This is a genomic window from Vreelandella halophila, assembly GCF_019903425.1.
In the GTDB taxonomy this organism is placed as follows: Bacteria; Pseudomonadota; Gammaproteobacteria; order Pseudomonadales; family Oleiphilaceae; genus Halospina; species Halospina halophila.
Genome location: NZ_JACHUZ010000013.1, coordinates 2495306 through 2517612, shown reverse-complemented (window position 1 = coordinate 2517612; position 22307 = coordinate 2495306). Strand labels below are relative to the sequence as shown.

The following is a 22307-nucleotide window of genomic DNA, read 5'->3' as shown; positions in this document are numbered from 1 at the left end:
TCAGGATCCCGGCGTCGCCCACTTCCCCAGTCAGAGGTCAGATCATGACAGAGCAGCCCCAGGGCCATACCCCTTTTGAACTCCCCATGTTGCCCCTGCGTGATGTGGTGGTGTTTCCGCACATGGTGGTTCCGCTCTTTGTCGGGCGGGAGAAGTCCATCAATGCTCTTGAAGCCGCCATGGAGAACGACAAGCAGATCCTGCTCGTCGCCCAGAGGGACGCGGAGACGGATGATCCCGGCCGTAATGACCTCTATGGCATTGGCACCATCGCCACGGTGCTGCAGATGCTTAGGCTGCCCGATGGCACCGTCAAGGTCCTGGTCGAGGGCCATGCGCGGGCGTCCGTGGACGAGCTCGGTGGTGATGACCAGTATGTGACCACCAGCTGCCGGCAGCTTCCCGAGACTGGCGTTGAGGCGCGCGAGGAAGAGGTGTTCGTTCGGACCCTGATGGAGGAGTTCGAGAAATTCGCGCGCATGTCCAAGAAGGTGCCCAACGAAGTCAGCAACTCCCTGCAGGGCATCGAGGAACTGGACCGCCTGGCGGATACCATGGCCTCCCATCTGGAGCTCAAGGTGGCCGAGAAGCAGGAGCTGCTCGAGACCCTGGATCTGCGCCAGCGCATTGAACAACTGCTGGGCAAGCTCGACAGCGAGATTGACCTGATCGAGGTGGAAAAGCGCATCCGCGGCCGCGTCAAGAAACAGATGGAGCGCAGCCAGCGTGAGTACTACCTGAACGAACAGATGAAGGCCATCCAGAAGGAGATGGGGCAGCTCGGCGACGGCAGTGGCCAGGATTTTGAGGAGCTCGAGCAGAAGATCGAGTCTTCCGGCATGCCCAAGGAGGCCCGGGAGAAAGCCGAGCAGGAGCTCAACAAGCTCAAGATGATGTCGCCCATGTCCGCGGAAGCGACCGTCATCAGGGGCTTCATTGACTGGATGCTGGCGATTCCGTGGAAGAAGCGCAGCCGTGTGCGTCACGACATCGACCGTGCCCGTCGCATCCTGGACGAGGACCACTACGGTCTGGAGGAGGTCAAGGAGCGCATTCTCGAGTACCTGGCGGTCCAGAGCCGGGTGCGCAAGGTGAAGGGGCCGGTACTGTGCCTGGTCGGGCCCCCCGGCGTGGGCAAGACCTCACTGGGGCAGTCCATCGCGCGCGCCACCAATCGCAAGTACACCCGCATGGCGCTCGGCGGTGTGCGGGACGAGGCCGAGATCCGTGGTCATCGGCGCACCTACATTGGAGCGCTGCCGGGCAAGATCATCCAGCGCCTGTCCAAGGTGGGCGTGAAGAATCCGCTCTTCCTGCTGGACGAGGTGGACAAGATGGGTATGGATCACCGCGGGGATCCGTCCTCGGCGCTACTGGAGGTCCTCGACCCGGAACAGAACCATACCTTCAGCGACCATTACCTGGAGCTCGAATACGACCTCTCGGACATCATGTTCGTGTGCACGTCGAACTCCATGAACATCCCGGATGCGCTGCTGGACCGGATGGAGATCATCCGTATTCCCGGCTACACCGAGGATGAGAAGGTCAATATCGCCCGTCGCTACCTGTTGCCCAAGCAGCTCAAGGCCAACGGCCTGAAGGAAGAGGAACTGACCCTGCCCGACGAGACGCTGCAGGCCATCATCCGGTATTACACCCGGGAGGCGGGTGTGCGGAACCTCGAACGCGAGATCGCCAAGATCTGCCGCAAGGTGGTGCGTGAGCACGTGGAAGCCGGCGAACGCCATGCGGTGGAGGTCACGCCCGAGACACTGGAGCATTATGCCGGGGTGCGGCGCCACAAATACGGACTGGCCGAGGAAGAGAACCAGATCGGCCAGGTTACCGGTCTGGCCTGGACCCAGGTGGGCGGTGAGCTGCTCACGCTTGAGTGTGCTGTGACGCCGGGCAAGGGCAAGGTGGTCAAGACCGGCTCGCTGGGCGATGTCATGCAGGAATCCATACAGGCGGCCCTGACGGTGGTCCGGAGTCGTGCCCCCGGACTGGGGCTGTCCTCGGATTTCCAGGAGAAGCAGGACCTGCATATCCATGTGCCGGAAGGCGCGACCCCTAAGGATGGACCGAGTGCGGGCATTGGCATGTGCACCTCGCTGATTTCCGCGCTGACCCGAATTCCGGTGCGCGCGGATGTGGCGATGACCGGTGAGATCACGCTCCGTGGCCGCGTTCTGATGATTGGCGGCCTCAAGGAGAAGCTGCTGGCGGCGCACCGGGGCGGTATCAAGACAGTGGTGATTCCTGAAGAGAACGTCCGCGATCTGAAGGAAATTCCGGACAACATTAAGGAATCGCTTGATATCCGGCCGGTGGAATGGATCGACCAGGTGCTTGATATCGCGCTGACCCGTCAGCCTGAACCGCTGCCCGCGGATGCGCCGGCGCATGCGAGCAGCCGTGATGAGGATACTGACGGTAACGAACGGGTGAACACCCACTGACAGGTGGAGTCATTGACACTGTTTAAAGGCCGTTGGTATAACGTATTTCGCCTCTCAGCGGAGCCATGGGCCACCCTGTCAGGGCTCGCAGGGTGAGGAATGTCCCGGCCTGCGGCCATGGAATTCTCCGATGGCGTGTGCCATAGTCTGTGGCGCCGAAAAAGAAACACAACGTCCAACATGGAACCAGATAGAAAAAGGGGTTTAGTGTGAACAAGTCCGAATTGATCGACGCTATCGCAGATTCTGCTGATATTTCCAAGGCCGCAGCAGGTCGTGCACTGGACGCGATGGTTGATTCCATCACCGGTTCTCTCAAGAAGGGTGACCCGGTCACTCTGGTTGGCTTCGGAACCTTCTCTGTTAAGGAGCGGGCAGCGCGCACCGGCCGCAACCCGCAGACCGGTGAGGAGATCAAGATTGCCGCTTCCAAGGTACCCAGCTTCAAGGCCGGCAAAGCCCTGAAGGACGCCGTCCAGTAACGGCGGTTTCCGCCATTCTGTATCAACGGAGCGGTAGTTCAGCTGGTTAGAATGCCGGCCTGTCACGCCGGAGGTCGCGGGTTCGAGTCCCGTCCGCTCCGCCAGACTGTGGGCGCATGCCGTAAGGGATGCGCCCTTTTACGTTAAACACAGGTCACCCGTGGAAGTGCGGGCACACAGGGGAGCGCGGAATGCTTCAGAACATCCGGGAGAACGCCCAGGGAATGATCGCCAAGACCATCATCGTGGTCCTGATCCTGTCCCTGTCCATCTGGGGTCTGGACTCCATCGTGGGCGGCAGCGGCGAGAACGAGATCGCCACGGTCAACGGCGAAGCCATCACCGAGCAGGAATTCGAGCGTGCGGTCCAGATCCGGCGTCAGCAGCGGCTGCAGGAAATGGATAACCCGGACTCATCCCGGATTGATATGGACGCACTGAATGAAGAGGTCATGGACTCACTCATCCGGGACGAACTGATTGGTCAGGACATCCAGTCCCGGGGGCTTCAGGTTTCGGCAGCCGACCTGGACCGCATGATCACCGGCGCCGAGCAGTTCCGCGTTAACGGTGAGTTCAGCCAGGAACGCTTCATACAGGCGGTGCGCAATCAGGGTATGACGGTGGACCAGTTCCGCACCATGCTGGAGCAGGATCACCTGAGCCGCGTCATCCAGGCGGTGATCCAGGGCAGTGCCTTCAGTGCGCCCTCCGAAACCGAACGGGTGGCCTCACTCCTGAGCCAGACCCGGGATTTCTCCGTTTTACAGGTTCCGGTTGGCGAGCGCGCAGAGTCGGTGGAGGTGTCTGACGAGGAACTCAGAAGCTTCTACGAGGACAACAAGGAACGCTTTGTGCAGAGCGAGTCCGTGGACGCGGCCTGGATCACCCTGGATCGTTCCGAGCTGGTTGATCCCGCCGACATTGAAGAAGAGGCGGTGCGGGACCGTTACCGTGAACGTGTTGAGTCCATGCAGGCCGACCAGCAGCGCAATGCGGCGCACATCCTGATCCGCGAGGATCGGGAGGACGCCGAAGCCGCTGTTGAAGCGGTGCAGGAGGGGCTGGAGGAAGGCCGCTCCTTCGCGGAGCTGGCGGCGGAATACTCCGATGACGGCGCCACCGCGGAAGACGGCGGCAAGCTGGGCTTCTCCTCGCGGGATGACTTTGACGAATCCTTTTCGGAGGCCCTGTTCGGTATCGAGGAGACCGGCGAGGTGGTCGGCCCCATCACTACCTCCTTCGGCCAGCATTTCATCAAGCTGCTTGATACCCGGTCAGAGGAACCGCCCAGCTTCGAGAGCATGGAGGCGTCCCTGCGCGAGACCATTGCCAAAGAGAAGGCGGAGCGTCGCTATGTAGAGCTGAGCGAGGAATTGGCGGACATGGCCTATTCCGAGTATGACCTTGAGGCGCCGGCCGAGCTCATTGATGCCTCCATCCAGACCCGCGATGGCGTGCGCCCCAGTCAGGGGCAGGCCCCGTTTGACCATGAAGGATTGCGTGAGCAGTTGTTCACGGAAGAGGTGCGCGAGGAAGGGTTCAACACCGAGGTGGTTGAAACCGGTGATGGTGTCTCGGTGGTGGCCCGTGTGCGTGAGTACTACCCGCGTAAACAGCAGTCCTTTGAAGATGTGCGCGATGAAGTCGCACAGCTGGTGCGCCAGAAGAAGGCCCGTGAGGCCCTGGGGGAATCCCTGGAAAGCATGACAGCAGACATGCAGGCGGATTCCGGGCTTCCAGAGCCGGATCTGGAAACCAGTGCGGAATGGGAGACCTTTGAAGACGTCAACCGGCGTTCGCTGCAGGCACGGGCCGTTGTCCGGGATGCCGCGTTCGAGATGCCGGCGCCACAGGGCGACAATGCCAGTACGCGGATCGTGGATCTGCCCAGTGCGGTCGCGCTCATCCGTCTTGATGCGGTCAATCCGCCGGATTCCGCCACGGTCAGCATGATGGCCTCCAATCTCGGGACCTCGTTGGGTCAGCGTCATGGCCAGATGGCCTATCGCGCCTACATCGAGTCACTCAGAGCTGAGGCGGACATCAACCGCGACTGATCCACCCCTTCCGGAGCCGGGTCGTCAAACCCGGCTCCATTGCCTTTCCACCTGTGTCACAAAATTGATTCCCGCCCGGGAATGGTCCGAATTCCAACGGTTTAAGACGCCGAGAATTGAGGACCAGTTATCTTTAAGCCTCCCCTAAATTCGCTATTGTCCCTTCCGACACCGTCTTCCGTCGGGTTTTTAAGGGACAGGCGTTCATGCTTTTCGTTCTGGCCGGATCACTGCTGACTTTCTCCATGACGCAGGAAGTCGTCGAGGTGGAACCCCATCCAAGGGGGGCCTTCATCTATGAGCAGCACTACAACGAGGGTCCGGACTCCCTTCTGCACCGCTATCAGGTGGAACCGCTCAAGGCCCAGAAGTTCCGCAACGTGGTGCGTCAGCAGTATGACTACAGCTGCGGCGCGGCTTCGCTTACCACGATTCTGCGCCATTACGTCGGCCAGAACCTCAATGAGCGCCAGGTTATGGAAGGGCTGCTGCAGTACGGGGAGAGCGAGCGCATTGTCGAGCGTCGCGCCTTTTCGCTTCTGGACATGAAGCGCCTGGTCACTGAGCTCGGCTTCCCCTCCGGCGGCTTCCGGGCCGAGATTTCGGATCTGGCCGAGCTCGACCATCCGGCAATCGTCCCCATTAACCATGCCGGTTTCGAGCATTTCGTGGTGGTGCGTGACATCCGCGAGGGGCGCGTTTTCATAGCGGATCCGGCCGTCGGGAACCTGTCATTCACGCTGCATGAATTCAAGGAGACGTGGGCGGAGAACGTTCTGTTCATTGTTTTTCCGGGCGAGGAACCCCCTCTGAACAACCTGGCCCTGAAGGAAGAGGACATGCGGTTTGTGGATGATCAGACAATGACCCTGCAGGTACGCCAGGAGTTCCCGGCATTCCACGAATCGCTCATGTGGGATATCCAGAATGAACTCGAGCGTCTCAAGAACAACCCGGACGGCAGCGTGGAGAACACGCGCAAACAGCTCTATTTCCGTGATCGATAAGGATCATGGCTGACAGGTGATTGGTGGTTTTATGCATCGAACTGGATACAGGGAACCCGCTATGACGCGCTCTGTGCTTTGGCTTCAGGTCGGTCTCGTGCTGCTGTCGGTACTGGCAGTGCCAGCCGCTGCCCAGCAGCAGGAAGATAGTGCCACTGTGGACGATGCCCGGGAGGCACTGTCCCAGCAGGAAGGGGATGAGGATTCCACGGAACAGCTGGAGGAAGTCTTTCAGGCTGCTGAGAAGAACTATTCGCTGTTGCAGGCGGGGCGCCAGTCACTGAACTACTCCTTTGACTATTCCTATTCCGGGACACAGAACCTGGACCTGGAGGTCGTCAACAGCCAGGTCCGCAATCTCGATGTGACGCCGGAAGCCACCCACAATTTCACCAATGCCTTCTCCTATGACTACGGGTTCTACGACAACCTGACGCTGGGCACCCGGATTCCCCTGACGACCAAGTTTGATACCCAGGAGGATCTGAACGTTAACGACGTGGGGGATATCTCCTTTACGGCACGCTGGCAGCCCAACCCGCATGTGCCGGGCACCATGTCCACCACGCTGTTCGGTACGCTGAGCTCCAAGACCGGTGTTAGCCCCTACGAGATCGACGTTAACCGCCAGCTCTCCACGGGCAGCGGCTATTACTCCATAGGTGGGGGGGCCAGCGTTTCCAAGGTGTTGGATCCGGTGGTTCTGTTCGGATCGGGCAGTCTTCGCTACAACCACAAGGTGGAGGATCTCAAGCAGGTGCGGGGTGCCCGGCTTCTGCGGGAGCTTGATCCCGGCTTCACGCTGTCCGGCTCCGGTGGCTTCTCCTATTCGCTGTCCTACGACATATCGCTGAGTCTGTCGGTCCAGCTCACCTACAACGATGAGACCGTCCTGAGCTTCAGCGACGGCACCGAAGCAACGGCCAGTTCCCAGATGGCCGGCATCATCAATATGTCACTGGGTACGCGGATCAGCGATCAGACCATCGTCAACACCAGTGTTGGCTTCGGCATGACGCGGGGAGCGCCGGATTTCACCATTGGCTTCTCCATGCCCATCAATATTTCCGGGCTGTCTGAATCATCCTGATGCGTGGATCAAGGGCGATAAGGAGCAGGAAGTAATGCGAGCGAATGGCGTCGGCACACGCGTATTCGGCGCACTGGCGCTGGCGGCCGTGTCCGTGGGGGCACAGGCCCAGTTCAGCCATCAGCTGCTGGTGCATCCGAAGGCCGCCGCGCTCGGGAACGCGGTTACCGCGGATCCGCCCGGGATCATGGCTATCCGCCGCAATCCAGCCGGGCTGAGCCGCCTTGAGGGGCGCCAGTGGGAACTCGGCGGCGCCATGCCCATGACACAGTTTGATGCGACGTTCACGGTGCCGGAAGAGGGCTGTGACGTCTTCGGCATTGAGTGCGCGGAAAATGATCCGGTTGCCAACAGCAAAAGCAGTACCGACGTGGGCGCCAACTACATTCCCGGCATCGGGCTGATGGAAAGCGCGGCGCCTGTGGCGCCGTTCAACGCCGGCTTCAGTGTCCAGCCCCCGGGCTCGAAGCTGACGTTCGGCAATGCCGCGTTCATCGAGAACTCCGGTGGCTTCTCCCGGGAGGAGGACGACCCGGGCCGCTATCAGCCGACCCAGGCCGCAATCCAGCGCATCACCTATCTTTCGCCCACGGTCTCCTACGAGGTCAATGATGAATGGACCGTCGGTGCCGGCATTCACTTCTCGCACCAGGGGATCGAGGTGAACCAGCTGACGCGGGCCCCGAACATGCTTGTGGGGGTAGGGGCCACCCTCCAGGATGCCTTTGGCTGTGACGAGGAAGCCCAGGAGCCCCTGGCGCCCTGGCTGGCCCTGTGTGGCGGCAAGATCGGGCCCTTCCAGGACATCGGCAATGTCAACTTCCGGGCCGAGGAAAGCCTCTCCACCAGTTACAAGGTGGGCGTTCTCTGGGAGCCCACTGACTGGTTCACCTGGGGGGCCCAGTACAGCTCCGGCGATGACATGAACCTCAAGGGTGACTTCCAGATCGATTACACTGAGGACTGGGCAGCATTCTGGCAGAGCGTGAACAGTTCGGTGCTCGGTGCCATCGGCGCCGCCATCCTGAGCCTGCCTTCGGGGGTGCCGAAGGAGGAGGGCCATGTCTCCATCAAGGAGAGCTATCCGCAGCATTTCTCCACCGGGGTCAGCATGCGGGTGCTGCCCTTCCTGACCCTGAACGCGGATATGGACTATGTGGACCTGTCCTCCCAGAAGTATCTGGAGCTCAAGTTCGACCGTGAGCTGGAGTTCCTCAACGCGGCCCGCATCCTGTCTCCGGAAAAGGCGACGCCCACCAGCCTGAAGATTGGCCGCGAGTTCACGGATGTGTGGAACCTCGGCTATGGCGCGACGCTGCATGTGAACGACCGGCTCGATCTCAGGGCGGGCGCCCAGCACCGAAGCACCGTGATCCCCCAAGGAGCGGAAAGTCTTTTCTCGCCGATCGGGGATGGCACAATGTATGGGGTCGGACTCGGGTACAGGTGGTCAAAAGATACCCAGATCGATATGAGTCTGAGCCGAATGAAAAGTACCCAGAACATCCCGGCGGACTCGAGCTGTAACATCAACTGCACGAACATCACCAACATTGTGTACAACCCCTACGCAGGCCTGGATGTCAGAACCGAAACCACCCTCACTTTTGCCAACCTCACCATCCGCAGCCGTTTCTGACCGGCTGGCCCTGGCGCTGCTGGTTCTTGTGGTGCTGGTCACCGCCGGTTGTGCCAGTGGCACCGCGGATGGGTCCAAGGGTGGCATGCGCGCCTGGGCGGATGAGCGGGGTCAGGTCCGCTACACGACGGCCTCCAGAGAATCCTCTGACGCCTCCGGAGAGGCTGGAGGGAAGGAGGAATCTGCTACGTCGAAGGTGAGCCGGGCAGGGGAGCCGTCCCACCCGGAATTCAACCTGGAGCAGTATCCGGACGCCGGGGATCAGGACAGCAGCAGGGAAACCGAGGAGCTTTTCTACAGCTGGCGGGATGCCCAGGGTCGCGTGCACAACACCCCCTACCTTTACGGGGAAGAGGCCCTGGGGCGGGTAATGCGCGAACCGGAAGCGGCCAAGGTGTCCGAGGCCCGGGTCACGACCTCCGGGGCTTCAGCCGCGCCCGGGTTCCGTCAGGATTCCGAGGCCGCCGCCATCCTGGGTGTGGGCGAGGGATCAGGAACCCGTCTGGATGTTTTCTCGCAGCAGTGCTGCGGCGATCTGCCGCGTCTGGACTACCAGCAGCTGGAGCGCGAGCGAACCCTGCCTGTCAGTCTGGGAGACGGGGCCGACGTGTTCCGTTTCAACACTGGAGCAAGCCGTTTTGCCCTGGTGCGCCTGCCGCCGGAGCCTGAACAGTCGCTGCTGCGTATCCGCAGTTTCATCCGCGATGGCGGGTTCTTCCTGCCGAATGCTGTGTTCCTTGATGGCGGCTTCCGTCCTGTACGGATGGTGACTGATATCGTGATGGAATACAGTGCCGAAACCTGGCGACGCTATGGGCATATGGAAGCAAGGCTGGCCATCAAGCCGGATTCCGGCGAGCGCTGGTTGGTGCTTTTCACCCGTTCGGAAGACCTGGAATCCGCTACCAGGGTAGGCCAGGAAGGGCAGCGACTGAGACTGACCCACGAGCCCGTGGGCAGCCTGTCACTGCGGCTGGTGGACTAGCCTCAGCCTTCCGGTGCTTCCGGATTGAACCAGGGCTGGGAAAGCCAGTAGAAGCGGCCATTGCCTGCCGGATAGGTGCAGTTGTAGCGTGAACGGCGCGCTTCAATGGGGTTCTGGGCGCGGGCCTGAATACGCACACCGTTGGCGACGGTCTCCGACTCCAGTTCCATCATGCCCTCACCGGAGGCAAAGCAGCTCAGCCGGCCGCTGTCCCATCCTTCAGGCACCGTCATGTCCAGAAGGGGTGGGTTGTCGTTGTTGATCACCGGGTCCGGAAGGTTGGTCCTGTCAACCGGGAAATTGCGGGCCTGCAGCTTGTCCCCGAGGGTATCGATGCCGCCATAGGCGTCCGCCACGGCGAAGCGTGGCATGGCACCGGGATGGGAGTGTTCACCGATGACCCCTGAATGCTGCGCGAACCCGTACCAGCCGCGCTCTTCCAGTGCCTGGAGTACCGGCTCGGAGAACTCACCATAGGGGTGGGCATAGAGCTCGGTTTCCACGCCAATCTTCTCTTCGATGCGCTCGGCGCCCCTGTCCAGTTCCAGGGCGATGCGCTGGGCGTGCTCTTCCGCGCTCTCATCCGGGCGCTGCAGCATGGTGCCGTGATCCAGGCTGTGGTTGCCGATGGTCACCAGGTCGTGCTCCGCCATCTCACGCAGCTCGTCCCAGGTCATATAGCCGTTGTCGCCGACAGAGCCGCTGAGTACGAACACCGTCACTGGGATGCCCTTTTCCTTCAGTAGCGGCCAGGCTTCGGTGTAGACGCTCTCGTAGGCATCATCAAAAGTCAGTGCGACGCGCTGGCTCTCCGCATACCCGCCGTCCAGGGTTTTCTGGACGCGTTCCGGTGTGAGCGACAGCGGCTCAACGCCCAGCTCCTCGATCAGTGCCAGCTGGTCCCGGAACAGCGACGGAGACGTCGTGGTGGAGGGCGGTGTTTCCGTGGACACATGATGGTAGGCCAGCGTGGCAACGCCGGCATGGACGCTGGAAGCCACGCCCAGGCCCATGGCTGTTGTGGCTGCGATACGGGTCAGGGTGTTCACTCGCGTCATGGGTGTCCTCTGAAATGGTGTCTTAGGGTAGCCATGGCCCGGTTCAGGGCCTGGAGCTGCTCGTTGGAGCCACCCCGATCTGGGTGATGACGCATGGCAAGGCGCCGGAACGCCTGCCGTGCCGTCGCCAGATCCGGAGGTGGCGTGTCGATCGCCAGCGTATGGCAGGCCTGGGCGAGTTCATCATCCGCTGGGCGCGTGATGCCCTGCCAGAAGTCATCGAGCATGCGGTTGATGGTGCTCTCGCCCAGGTCATGGTTCGACAAGTCCCGGTAGAAGGCGTGCAGCGCATCGTGATGGCCCGCTTCCTGCTGCCCGGCGCTTTGCGTCGCGCGGATGCGGATGTTCAGGGCGTTGATGTCGATGGTTTCCCCACTCTCGGTGGCCAGCCGCTCGCGCTGCCGGTAGAGGCTGTGGAAGAGGAGAAAGTGCACCGGGTAGAGTGCGGCCGGGCTGCTGAAATCGATGGTTCCAAAAAGGTACCAGGGCTCTCCCTGAAGGGTGCGCAGCATCACCAGCTCGCTCATGCCTTCGGGGTGGGTGCGCAGCAGTGCCTCGCAGGCGTCCATGATGCGCCCGACAAGGGCTTCCAGGGCGCTGTCTTCGGCCTCTCCAGTGCGGTTCAGTGGGGCAGTGGAATCCATCATAGCCAGACTATGCGTTGCCAGAGCAGGCAATGCAAATCCCGGTTGGTGGCAGCCCATGGCTCTCCGGTATAATCCGCAACCAAACAGTCTGACCGGGGCCAATCAATGCTGGACAAGACCTCCACCGATCCGCGCGACGAAAGCAAACGCCTGCAGAAGAAGCTGCAGCGCGAGACCGGGCGCGCCATCGCGGATTTCGACATGATCGAGGAAGGCGACCGTATTCTGGTCTGTCTCAGTGGTGGCAAGGATTCCTACACCATGCTCGACATGTTGATGGTCCTGCGCCACCGGGCACCGGTGAACTTCGAGCTCATGGCGGTGAACCTGGACCAGAAACAGCCGGGCTTCCCCGAGCATGTGCTGCCGGATTACATGGCACAGCTCGAGGTGCCGTTCCAGGTGCTGGAGAAGGACACCTACAGCATCGTGAAGGAGAAGATTCCCGAGGGTAAAACGTTCTGTGGCCTCTGCTCACGCCTGCGGCGCGGCATTCTCTACAACTTTGCGGAAGAGCAGGGCTGCACCAAGATCGCCCTGGGCCACCATCGTGATGACATCCTCGAGACCATGATGCTCAACATGTTCCACGGCGGGACGCTCAAGGCCATGCCGCCCAAGCTGTTCAGCGATGACGGCCGCAACACCGTGATCCGGCCGCTGGCCTACTGCCGTGAGAAGGACATTGCCCGCTTCGCCGAGCTGCGGGAATACCCCATCATCCCGTGCAACCTCTGTGGTTCCCAGGAGAACCTGCAGCGGGAGATGGTCAAGGACATGCTCAACGACTGGGACCATCGTTTCCCGGGGCGGATCGAGAACATGTTCCGGGCCCTGCAGAACGTGACGCCGTCACACCTGGCGGATCCGCAGCTGTTTGACTTCTCCGGCAGGGGTGAGGGGCAGGCATTGGTTCCCGAGCCCCAGCGTGCGGAGCCGGGAACCGAATACGGCCAGGTCCAGGTGCTCAATATCTGAGCGCCCGCTCAGATGATCCGTGAGTAGCGCCCGGCCTGCGCCTGCTGGGCGCCCGCATCGAACAGCTGGCAGATGGCCCGGATCAGAAGCCGGCCCGGTGTGCGTACCGTCAGCCGCTCGGCATCCTCCTCGATCAGGCCGTCTTCCACCATGGTCCGGCGTGCCGGCAGGGTATCGGCAAATACCTGATCAAACGCCTCTCCCCATTCGGCCGCGAAGGCCTGCTTGTCCAGCGAGAAGTGGCAGATCAGCTCCATGATCACGGCGCGGCGCATGCGGTCATCGTCACTGAGCTCATAGCCCTTTTTCAGCGGCGTGCGGCCGAAATCGAGCTCCAGGTTCCAGGCGCCTTCATCATGATGGTTCTGGAAGTAGCTGTCCGCGGCCTGGCTGATGGCGGACACGCCCATGCCGATCAGGTCGCATTCCCCGTGAGTGGTGTAGCCCTGGAAATTGCGGTGCAGTTTGCCGTTGCGCTGGGCGATGGCCAGTGTGTCATCCGGCTTGGCGAAATGGTCCATGCCGATGTACACGTAGCCGGCCTGAAGCAGCCGGTTGATGGTGTCCTCAAGAATCCGGAGCTTTTCCGCCGGGGAGGGCAGGTCCTCCTCGCGGATGCGCTGCTGGGGCATGAAACGGTCCGGCAGGTGCGCGTAGTTGAACACCGACAGCCGGTCGGGCTCCAGCTCCAGCACCTGGTCCAGGGTTTCGTGGAACGTCTCCCGGGTCTGGTGGGGCAGCCCGTAGATGAGATCCATGTTGATGGACCGGAAACCGAGATTCCGCGCGGTGACAATGCGGTTGGCTACCATTTCCCGTGGCTGGATCCGGTTCACCGCTTTCTGGACGGTCGGGTTGAAGTCCTGGACGCCCAGGCTGATGCGGTTGAAACCGATGGAGCGCAGGACTTCCAGGGTTTCGGGGCCGCACTCGCGGGGGTCAATCTCAATGGAGTGGTCGCCGCTGTCGTCGTCCGCCAGATGGAAGTGCTGGCGCAGCACACCCATCAGCTCGCGCATTTCATCGTGGTTGATGAAGGTGGGCGTGCCGCCGCCCCAGTGGAGCTGGGTGGCTGGGCGTTCCTGGCCCCCGAACTGCCGGGAGCGCATTGCGATTTCCCGGTGCAGCCTTTCCAGGTAGGGAGCAGCGCGGTCCCGCTTGCGGGTCACGATCTTGTTGCAGGCGCAGTAGTAGCACAGGTGCGCACAGAACGGGATGTGCAGATAGAGCGACAGCGGTGCGCCCGAGGCACGGCTGCGTTCAAGGGTCCGCTCGTAGGCCTCGCCGTTGAAGTCCTCGCTGAAGGCCAGGGCCGTCGGATAGGACGTATAACGGGGGCCTGACAGATCGTAGCGTGCGATCAGGTCCGGGTCCCAGAGGAGGTTGATGCGTTCCGAAGCCATGGTGTCCTCCAACGGCGGGTGCTGTGCTACACATAGCCTAACCCAGCCAGAGGGCGGACCTGTTGATATCGGTCAAACCCCGGTTCAGTGGGGGAGGATCAGGTGACGGATCAAGGGGATGGTCCAGAGCCCGAAAACGATCAGGGCCAGGCCTGTCACCCGGCGGAAGGCGGTGGACTGGCGCAGGCGTGTAATGCGGCTGGCCAGCAGTCCTGTGGCCACCATCGCCGGAACCGTGCCCAACCCGAAGCTGAACATCAGCAGGCCGGAGAGCACTGCGTCACCCTGGGTCAGGGCCCAGGCCAGGGTACTGTAGACCAGACCGCAGGGCAGCCAGCCCCAGAGCAGCCCCAGCGGGAGGGCACGGCTCAGGCGGTCGACGGGCATGAAACGCTGGGTCAGGGGGGATAGGCGCTGCCAAAGGGGTGCGCCAATGCGTTCCAGGCTCATGATGCCCTGCCACCATTGGCCCACGGCCAGACCCAGCAGGATCAGCACCACACCGGCCAGGGTGCGCAGCACCATGCCGGCACCGGGGACGCCTTCGGTCAGGAGGGCGCCGGGGAGGCCGGCGATCAGCCCGATCAGGCTGTAGCTCAGGATCCGTCCGAGATTGTACCCGGCAAGCAGTGACAGCTGGCGGCGCCGGTAGCCTGGGCCCACGGGCAGTGCAAGGCTGAGTGAACTGGCGATGCCGCCGCACATGCCCAGGCAGTGGGTACTTCCCAGGAATCCGATCAGGAAGGCCGAGCCCAGGGTGGTAATGAGGGCGTCAGTCATTCTGGTTCATCCCTGTCACGCTCGCGGCTCTCCTTTTCGTTGTGCTGGCGGGCTTCCGGGGGAATACGGTCCTCGTCGTCATCGAAAAGGATCTGGTGGGCCGGCCCTTCCAGGTCATCGAACTGGTCGTTGCGCACCGCCCATATGAGCACTCGGACGGCGATCGCCAGCAGAATCAGGGAGAGTGGAATCAGTATGTAGAGTATTGCCATCGGGCTTCATTCCTCCCAGACGCAGCGCATTCATCACCACAGCCACCGAGCTGGCGGACATGCCCGCGGCCGCGATCCATGGGATGACCAGCCCCGCCATTGCCAAAGGCAGGATGGCGGCATTGTACAGCAGCGACAGGGTCAGGTTCTGGCGGATGACCCGGCGGGCCATGGGCGCAACCCTGAGTGCTTCCATCAGCGGCCAGAGCCGCTCCCCCAGCACCACGGCGTCCGCCTGCAGGCGGGCAATGTCGCTGCTGCCGGCCATGGCCACGGAAAGCCGGGCTCCCGCCAGGCCGGGCAGGTCGTTGAGCCCGTCGCCCACCATCATGATCCTGTGCCCCTGGGTCTCCAGGGCACGGATGCGTTCCAGTTTGGCCTCCGGTGACAGACGGCCTTCGTACTGGTTGATGCCGAGGGCTCCCGCGACCCTGGCCACCTGCCCGGAATGGTCGCCGCTGAGAAGCACGCAGTGCCAGCCCCTGGCGCGCAGTGTCGCCAGCGCCGGTTGCGCATCCTCGCGCAGCGTATCATCCAGGGTGATCCGTCCCAGCCAACCCGTCTCGCTGGCCAGGTGGATCGCCAGGGCGGCATCGTCCCCGGCCTCAGGGGGAGGGCTCAGACCGAGTTCAGTGGCCACGAAGTCCGCCCGGCCCAGGGCCAGCTTACGACCTTCGCTGACGCCGGTTACGCCGCCCCCGGGATGGTTCTCACAGTTGGTAATGGGCGCTGCCGGTTCGGCCTGGAAGGCCCTGGCGATGGGATGCTCGGAGCCGCGTTCCAGCCCTGCGGCAAGCGCCCGGCAATGGGCTTCGGAAACGCCGGATGACGGGGTCACAGAGGCAATACTGAGCTGGCCCCGGGTAAGGGTGCCGGTCTTGTCGAACACCAGGGTGTCCACCGTGTTGAGCGTCTCCAGGGTTGAACCTCTCGTGGGAACGAAGCCGGCCCGGCGTAGCCTGTTGGTGGCCACCGTCAGCGCCGTCGGGGTGGCCAGTGACAGGGCGCAGGGGCAGGTGGCGACCAGCACGGCCAGGGTTATCGGAAAAGCCCGCCCGGGATCCAGGAACCACCAGACCAGCCAGGTGGCAGTGGCCGCAACCAGTACTGCGGTGACAAAAATGCGAGCAACGCGGTCCGCGAGCTGCTGGGTCCGGGGTTTCTCGGCCTGGGCCCGGTCCAGGAGGCGGGTGATGGCGGACAGCCGGGTGTTGTCCCCGGCCTGGTCAACAATCACCTCCAGGGGGTGTTCGGTGTTCACGGTGCCCGCCGAGACCGGCTCACCTGGCCCCCGGGCGACCGGCAGTGACTCCCCGGTCAGCATGGATTCATCCAGTGAGGATTGGCCATTGGCCACATGGCCATCCGCCGCCAGGGTATCGCCCGGGCGTATGCGGATGCGGTCGCCGGCTTTCAGGTCCCGGGCGCGCACCACGGTCTCGTCGTCTCCATCAATGCGCAGCGCCGTGCCCGGCATGGCATTGATCAGCGACAGGTTCTCCAGGCCCGCCCGGTAGCGGGCACGGCCCTCCAGAAACCGCCCCAGGCCAAGGAAGAAGGTGAACATCGAGATGGATTCGAAATAGACGTGCTCGCCGCCAAACAGGGTCACATGGACGCTCGCCAGGTAGCCTGCAAGGATGGCGATGGACACGGGCACATCCATCCCAGGGTGACGGTGCCGGAGATCCCTCACCGCTGCCTGGAAGAAGGGAACGGCGCTGTAGAGCACTACCGGTGTGGCGATGACGAAACTGGCCCAGCGGAACAGCTGGACCATGCCCGGGTCGGATGCGGTACTGAGTCCGAACTGCAGCGGGTAGGCCAGCATCATGGTCTGGAGGGCTGCAATGCCCGCAATCCCGATCCGGATCATGGCCTGTTTCTGCTGGCTGCGTATCCGCTCTTCCCATTCGCCGGGGCGGAAAGGGGAGGCCTGGAATCCGAGCTCACGGATGCCCAGAATGAGGTTACCCAAGCCAGTGGCCTGCGGATGCCAGACCAGGTGGGCGCGCTGGGTACTGTGATTGATGCGGATGGACTCAAGCCCCTCAAAGCCCGCCAGGTGGTGCTCGATGAGCCAGATGCAGGCGGCACAGCTGAGCCCGTCAATCATCAGCCAGGTCTCGTGGAGCCCGTCATCCCGGAAATGCACGACCTCGTCGAGGAGCTGACGGTCGTTGTAGTGAAGGCACTCGGCACGGACCCGATCGTCCACCGGGTCCGGCGTGGTGATGGGGCCGTCGATCTGCTGGTAGAAGCGGTCGAGCCCTTCGTTGCGGATGATGCGCGAGACCGCGAGACAGCCCTCGCAGCAGAACGCCTCGGTGTTTCCGGCGATGTCGCCGGTGACCGGGGGTGTGTCCGGTAGGGGGTCCTGACAGTGGAAGCAGGCGCCGCCAGTCGCCGTCATTGCTGCTGGGCTTCCCGGATGGGCTTCAGTGTGAGTGGTTCCTCCAGCGGGGTTTTCAGCGCGCCACGCAGCCGCCAGTCATTGCCGGTGTTGCGGATGTCAATGTACCAGCGGCCATCGCTGAGCGGCTGGACACGGGCACGATAGCGACCTTCACCGACACGCTCGGCAATGGTGGTCTGGTCACGGTCGCCGAGAGTGGCATGGGTGATTTCCACCTGCAGCCGCTCCCAGTTCCGGCGTTCCGGGGATTCGAGGAGGATATCCAGGCGTTCCCCGTCGGTAAAGCTTACGCGCCCGCTCAACCCGAGGTTGGCAGCCTCAATATCCCGCGACAGCTCACGGTTGATGCCCATGCCCTCGTCGTAATAGTCATCCTCCACCATCGAGACGTGTTGTTCCATGGAGAACAGGAACAGAAAGATGCTCCAGAGGATGGTAATGCCTGGAATCGCGATCAGGACCCAGGGCCAGGGCTCGCGGTACCAGGGGCGATTGGTGTCGTCGTCTGTCATGGTGTTTCCGGTGTTCAGGGTCTGGGGCCGATGAAAGCGGTTTCTGCGCTGTTACGCGCATCTGAGCCCTCGGCGATGACTTCAAAGGTGACGGGCGTACTCATTCCCTCAAGCTCACGCTGTGGGATTCTTACCACGGCCGGGAGAGAGCGTGAGCCCAGCGGGCCCAGCTCCATTCCAATAGGCTCAAGCAGGTGGGTACCCTCTGGCCCGGAAACCTGCACGCTGAGCTCGCGCGATTCATTGACGCGGTTGCTCAGCTTGAGGCTGTACGAGTTCTCAATGGTGGCATCCGGTCCAGTCTGATACAGGCCGCCCCGGTCACGGGTCACCTCAATGTCCAGTGTATCGCGTTGCATGAGCAGTGTCGCCATGGTTGCCAGCAGCAGGGCCATGCCGACCCCGTAACCCAGCGTCCGTGGCTGGAAGCGGCGTTTCGGTGCTCCTTCAACCTCGCGCTCGGTGGCGTAGCGGATCAGCCCCCGCTCATAACCCATCCGGTCCATGACCTGGTTACAGGCATCCACGCAGAGTCCGCAGTCCAGGCACTCGTACTGCATCCCGTTGCGGATATCAATGCCGGTCGGACAGACCTGTACGCAGATATTGCAGTCAATGCAGTCCCCCAATCCGAGCAAGGAACGATCAGCATCCTTTTTTCGGGGACCGCGTGGTTCACCCCTGTTGGCGTCATAAGTGACCGTGCGAGTGTCAGGGGAAAACATGACACTCTGAAAGCGCGCGTAAGGGCACACGTAAAGGCAGACTTTTTCCCGCATCCACCCAGCATTGAGGTAGGTTGCCACCGAAAAAAAGCCAATCCAGAACACCGCCCAGCCGGTGCTCACGCTGAACGTGAACAGGTCCGGTACGAGCTCGCGGATGGGGTAGAAGTAGCCAACGAAGGTTACCCCGGTCCAGAACCCGACGCCCAGCCAGAGGCCGTGCTTGATGATCTTGCGCGGCAGCCACTGGCTCAGGGAACCCTTACGGTCGAGTTTCATGCGCTGGTTGCGGCTGCCCTCAACCTTTTCCTCGATCCACATGAAGATGAAGGTCCAGGCGGTCTGGGGGCAGGTGAATCCGCACCAGATGCGGCCAAAAAGAGTGGTGAGGAAAAACAGTCCGAACGCGGCGATGATCAGCAGCAGCGTCAGGATGAAGAAGTCCTGGGGCCAGAAGGTGGCCCCCAGGAGATGGAACTGGCGTTCCGGCAGATCGAAGTGAACCAGGGGCCGGCCGTTGATATGAATCCAGCAGGCAATGAAGTAGAGACCCATCAGTGTCCAGAGAGTGACGGTCCGCAGCTTCTGGTAGAAGCCAGTGGTGCTGCGGACGTAGATCCGGTCCGGGTTGGGACCGGCGTCAACCTGCCTGACGGGTATCTCGTTCATTCCGCCCCTTCATCACGGTGCTGACCTGACAGCCGATAGACATAGGCAGTCAGAAGGTGGATCTGATCCTCGGAGAGCTGGTTCTGCGCTGGCATGTGACCATTACGGCCATACTGCAGGGTTTCCATGATGGTGTCGCGATCCCCGCCGTAGAGCCATGTATCGTTCGTCAGGTTGGGGGCGCCCATGCTCTGGTTACCTTTGCCATCCTTGCCGTGACAGGTCGTGCAGGCCTGTGCAAAAAGCTCCTCACCCTGTTCCGCGGCCGCCTTATCCACACCGCTGCGGTCATTGAGCGACAGCACATATTCGGTAATGTCACCGAGCTGGTCATTGCTCAGGTTCGGGTTGATGCCGCGTGCCGGCATGTTCGCCTGGCGGCCATTGGTCAGGGTGTGTTTGATGGCATCAACACTGCCGCCCCAGATCCAGTTGTCATCAGTGAGGTTGGGGAAGCCGTAGCCGCCGCGCCCGGCGGAGCCGTGGCAGGTGGCGCAGTTGTTGGAGAACAGGCGCTGGGCGGCCTGCATGGCCTCGCCATTGCGTGCCAGCTCGGGAACATCCGTCTCGGCGTACTGGGCGAAAAGTGGACCATACTTCTCACGGGCACGTTCCATCTCCTGCTCCCAGGCTTTGGTCTGACTCCAGCCCAGCAGCCCCTGGTAATTACCAAGCCCGGGGTAGAGTGCCAGATAGAGCAGTGAGAACAGGATCAGGCCGATAAACATCCAGTACCACCACTTGGGCAGCGGGTTGTCCAGCTCCTCAATGCCGTCTACCTCATGACCAACACTCCGGTTTTCAACCTTGTCCGTTGGTTGGTTACGGCGCACGATCCAGAGGAGCCACCAGCACCCAAAGACCACAATCAGGATCAGCGCGCTGATCCAGATGCTCCAGAAACTACTCATCGTGGTTGTCTCTCCGTTGCTGTTCGATGGTGCGCGCTTCCATGTCTTCGTCTTCGAATACCAGATGCGCGGCCTTTTCGTTTTCCCGCTGCCGGGATGGGCTGAACGCCCAGATGCAGATGCCGACAAAGAGGGCGATCATCAATAACGTGTGAAGCCCCTTGAACTGACTGAGCAGTGTCTCCCAAGCCATACCGTTACCTCTGTTCCGGAATCGCTGTGCCAAGCTGCTGCAGATAGGCGATCAGCGCCTGGATCTCGAAAGTGCCCCGCACGTTCTCCTCGGCGTTCTTGATCTGCTCATCCGTGTAGGGGACGCCCAGTGTGCGCAGGGCGCGCATCTTACGCGCGGTCTGGGTTGGGTCCACCTTCTGTTCAAACAGCCATGGATAGGCCGGCATGTTGGACTCCGGAACCACCATTCGCGGATCGTAGAGGTGCAGGCGGTGCCAGGCATCCGAGTAGCGTCCACCTACCCGGGCCAGATCGGGGCCGGTGCGTTTGGAACCCCACAGGAAGGGGTGCTCATACACCTGTTCCCCGGCTACGGAGTAATGGCCATAGCGCTCGGTTTCGGCGCGGAAGGGGCGGACCTTCTGCGTGTGACACACATGGCAGCCCTCGCGGATATAGATATCACGGCCTTCCAGCTCCACGGCGCTGAGTGGTTCCAGGCCTTCCACGGGTTCGTTGACCTGTTTGTCGAAGAACAGGGGCACAATTTCCGCCAGTCCGCCGAGGCTGACCACAACAATGATCAGCCCGATCAGTAGACCCAGGTGCTTTTCAACTTTCTCGTGACTCATGCGTTGGCTCCCTGCACTGCGTCAGTGGAATCATCAAGTGCGCCAGTCTCACTCTGACCAACAGTGCGCCATACGTTGTAGGCCATCACCAGAACGCCGCCGAGGAAGAAGGCGCCGCCGATGAAGCGCACCACATAGCCCGGGTAACTGGCTTCAAGGGCTTCAACGAAGCTGTAGGTGAGCGTGCCGTCATCATTCACGGCGCGCCACATCAGACCCTGGAGCAGGCCGTTGATCCACATGGAAACGGTGTAGAGCACCACACCGATGGTCGCGAGCCAGAAGTGGAGGTTGATCAACGGAATGCTGAACATTGACTTAAGACCGTAGAGACGCGGGAACAGGTGATAGAGCGCGCCAAAGCTGATCATGGCAACCCAGCCCAGGGCACCCGAGTGCACGTGGCCTACTGTCCAGTCCGTGCTGTGGGACAGCGCGTTCACGGTACGGATGGACATCAGCGGTCCTTCGAAGGTGGCCATGCCATAGAAGGAAACGGCGACAATCAGGAAACGCAGGATCGGATCCGTGCGCAGCTTATACCAGGCACCGGACAGGGTCATGATGCCGTTGATCATACCGCCCCAGCTCGGCGCCAGCAGGATCAGGGACATGATCATGGACGCAGTCTGTGCCCACTCCGGCAACGGGGTGTAGTGAAGATGGTGGCCGCCGGCCCAGACATAGGTCGCGATCAGTGCCCAGAAGTGCACGATTGACAGCCGATAGGAGTAGATCGGCCGGTTGGCCTGCTTGGGCACGAAGTAGTACATCATGCCCAGGAAACCCGCGGTCAGATAGAAGCCCACGGCATTATGTCCGTACCACCACTGAACCATGGCGTCGATCGTACCGGGGAAAATGGAGTAGGACTCGAACCAGCCCACCGGAATCGCCAGGTTGTTCACCACATGCAGGATGGCAATGGTGATGATGAAGGCGCCGTAGAACCAGTTGGCCACATAGATGTGCTTGACCCTCCGGCGGGCGATGGTGCCGAAGAACACGTAGGCGTAGGTCAGCCAGACGATGGCGATCAGGATGTTGATCGGCCACTCCGGTTCAGCGTACTCCTTGGTCGTGGTATAGCCCAGCGGCAGCGTGATGGCGACCAAAACGATTACCGCCTGCCATCCCCAGAACGTGAAGGCGGCAGCCTCGTCCGAGATCAGCCTCGACTGCGAGGTGCGCTGTACCACGTAGTACGAGGTGGCGAACAGGGCACTACCGGCAAAGGCGAAGATGACCGCATTGGTATGCAACGGGCGCAGGCGCCCGAAGCTGGTCCAGGGCAGGTCAAAGTTCAGTTGGGGAAGGAACATCTGGGCCGCGATGAACACGCCCAGACCCATTCCGACGATACCCCATACCAGCGAGGCTATGGCAAACTGCCTGACCACCCGGTAGTTGTAGGTTTCCGCGGATGTCTGTGTTTCCATGTTCGGCTCTTCCGGGACTGTTTGGA

Annotated in this window: 20 protein-coding genes and 1 tRNA gene; 9 read left to right on the top strand and 12 right to left on the bottom strand. The window is 61.8% G+C overall.

What is annotated here, in order from left to right; genetic code table 11:
• Positions 1 to 44: 44 nt before the first annotated feature.
• From lon to H4I92_RS15955, 8 genes are all read left to right on the top strand, one after another.
• Positions 45 to 2462: an endopeptidase La gene (lon, locus tag H4I92_RS15990; RefSeq protein ID WP_077531514.1), complete on the top strand. Its 2418-nt coding sequence runs from the start codon at positions 45 to 47 to the stop codon at positions 2460 to 2462.
• Positions 2463 to 2671: 209 nt separating this feature from the next.
• Entirely contained in the window at positions 2672 to 2944 is a 273-nt protein-coding gene (gene hupB, locus H4I92_RS15985) for a nucleoid-associated protein HU-beta (RefSeq protein ID WP_077531513.1), read from the top strand.
• 27 nt (positions 2945 to 2971) lie between these two features.
• Positions 2972 to 3048, top strand: a tRNA-Asp gene (locus tag H4I92_RS15980).
• Positions 3049 to 3135: 87 nt separating this feature from the next.
• Positions 3136 to 5004, top strand: a complete 1869-nt coding sequence (locus tag H4I92_RS15975; protein ID WP_179105745.1) for a SurA N-terminal domain-containing protein — start codon at positions 3136 to 3138, stop codon at positions 5002 to 5004.
• Between the two features lie 206 nt (positions 5005 to 5210).
• Positions 5211 to 6011 (top strand): C39 family peptidase, encoded by an 801-nt coding sequence (locus tag H4I92_RS15970; RefSeq protein WP_077531511.1) that lies wholly within the window; start codon positions 5211 to 5213, stop codon positions 6009 to 6011.
• Between the two features lie 61 nt (positions 6012 to 6072).
• On the top strand, positions 6073 to 7101 hold the full coding sequence (locus tag H4I92_RS15965) for a flagellar protein FilC (RefSeq protein WP_077531510.1): 1029 nt from the start codon (positions 6073 to 6075) through the stop codon (positions 7099 to 7101).
• A gap of 34 nt (positions 7102 to 7135) precedes the next feature.
• Positions 7136 to 8740: an OmpP1/FadL family transporter gene (locus H4I92_RS15960; protein ID WP_077531509.1), complete on the top strand. Its 1605-nt coding sequence runs from the start codon at positions 7136 to 7138 to the stop codon at positions 8738 to 8740.
• A complete protein-coding gene (locus H4I92_RS15955) occupies positions 8682 to 9725 on the top strand; it encodes a MalM family protein (protein WP_077531508.1) in 1044 nt (347 codons plus the stop codon). Before H4I92_RS15960 ends, H4I92_RS15955 begins: the two co-directional genes overlap by 59 nt.
• 2 nt (positions 9726 to 9727) lie before the next feature.
• Here the strand turns inward: H4I92_RS15955 and H4I92_RS15950 are convergent, their stop codons facing one another.
• Together H4I92_RS15950 and H4I92_RS15945 are read right to left on the bottom strand one after the other, a co-directional pair.
• The gene (locus H4I92_RS15950) at positions 9728 to 10783 is read right to left on the bottom strand and encodes a polysaccharide deacetylase family protein (RefSeq protein WP_077531507.1); all 1056 of its coding nucleotides are present in this window, start codon (positions 10781 to 10783) and stop codon (positions 9728 to 9730) included.
• Entirely contained in the window at positions 10780 to 11430 is a 651-nt protein-coding gene (locus H4I92_RS15945; RefSeq protein ID WP_179105744.1) for a DNA-J related domain-containing protein, read from the bottom strand. The genes H4I92_RS15950 and H4I92_RS15945 overlap by 4 nt, the downstream gene beginning before the upstream one ends.
• 105 nt (positions 11431 to 11535) lie before the next feature.
• On the opposite strand from H4I92_RS15945, the gene ttcA reads away from it, so the two are divergent.
• Positions 11536 to 12408 carry a tRNA 2-thiocytidine(32) synthetase TtcA gene (ttcA, locus tag H4I92_RS15940; protein WP_077531505.1) on the top strand — a complete coding sequence of 291 codons (873 nt, stop codon included), beginning with the start codon at positions 11536 to 11538 and terminating at the stop codon, positions 12406 to 12408.
• Positions 12409 to 12416: 8 nt separating this feature from the next.
• On the opposite strand, the gene hemN is transcribed toward ttcA, so the two are convergent.
• The 10 genes from hemN to ccoN form a co-directional block, all read right to left on the bottom strand.
• Complete coding sequence (hemN, locus tag H4I92_RS15935; RefSeq protein ID WP_077531504.1) at positions 12417 to 13811, bottom strand: oxygen-independent coproporphyrinogen III oxidase; 1395 nt, start codon at positions 13809 to 13811, stop codon at positions 12417 to 12419.
• Between the two features lie 84 nt (positions 13812 to 13895).
• Positions 13896 to 14591, bottom strand: coding sequence for a sulfite exporter TauE/SafE family protein (locus tag H4I92_RS15930; protein WP_077531503.1), 696 nt, complete (start codon positions 14589 to 14591; stop codon positions 13896 to 13898).
• Positions 14588 to 14743 carry a cbb3-type cytochrome oxidase assembly protein CcoS gene (ccoS, locus tag H4I92_RS15925; RefSeq protein ID WP_338072771.1) on the bottom strand — a complete coding sequence of 52 codons (156 nt, stop codon included), beginning with the start codon at positions 14741 to 14743 and terminating at the stop codon, positions 14588 to 14590. The genes H4I92_RS15930 and ccoS overlap by 4 nt, the downstream gene beginning before the upstream one ends.
• Positions 14706 to 17216, bottom strand: a complete 2511-nt coding sequence (locus H4I92_RS15920; RefSeq protein WP_077531502.1) for a heavy metal translocating P-type ATPase — start codon at positions 17214 to 17216, stop codon at positions 14706 to 14708. The genes ccoS and H4I92_RS15920 overlap by 38 nt, the downstream gene beginning before the upstream one ends.
• Positions 17213 to 17731, bottom strand: a complete 519-nt coding sequence (locus tag H4I92_RS15915) for a FixH family protein (RefSeq protein ID WP_077531501.1) — start codon at positions 17729 to 17731, stop codon at positions 17213 to 17215. The genes H4I92_RS15920 and H4I92_RS15915 overlap by 4 nt, the downstream gene beginning before the upstream one ends.
• 14 nt (positions 17732 to 17745) lie before the next feature.
• Positions 17746 to 19125, bottom strand: coding sequence for a cytochrome c oxidase accessory protein CcoG (ccoG, locus tag H4I92_RS15910; protein ID WP_077531500.1), 1380 nt, complete (start codon positions 19123 to 19125; stop codon positions 17746 to 17748).
• Complete coding sequence (gene ccoP / locus H4I92_RS15905; RefSeq protein ID WP_077531499.1) at positions 19122 to 20036, bottom strand: cytochrome-c oxidase, cbb3-type subunit III; 915 nt, start codon at positions 20034 to 20036, stop codon at positions 19122 to 19124. The genes ccoG and ccoP overlap by 4 nt, the downstream gene beginning before the upstream one ends.
• On the bottom strand, positions 20029 to 20229 hold the full coding sequence (locus tag H4I92_RS15900) for a cbb3-type cytochrome oxidase subunit 3 (RefSeq protein ID WP_077531498.1): 201 nt from the start codon (positions 20227 to 20229) through the stop codon (positions 20029 to 20031). The genes ccoP and H4I92_RS15900 overlap by 8 nt, the downstream gene beginning before the upstream one ends.
• 4 nt (positions 20230 to 20233) lie before the next feature.
• Positions 20234 to 20842, bottom strand: a complete 609-nt coding sequence (gene ccoO, locus H4I92_RS15895; protein WP_077531497.1) for a cytochrome-c oxidase, cbb3-type subunit II — start codon at positions 20840 to 20842, stop codon at positions 20234 to 20236.
• Positions 20839 to 22281 (bottom strand): cytochrome-c oxidase, cbb3-type subunit I, encoded by a 1443-nt coding sequence (gene ccoN, locus H4I92_RS15890; RefSeq protein WP_077531812.1) that lies wholly within the window; start codon positions 22279 to 22281, stop codon positions 20839 to 20841. The genes ccoO and ccoN overlap by 4 nt, the downstream gene beginning before the upstream one ends.
• Positions 22282 to 22307: the final 26 nt, after the last annotated feature.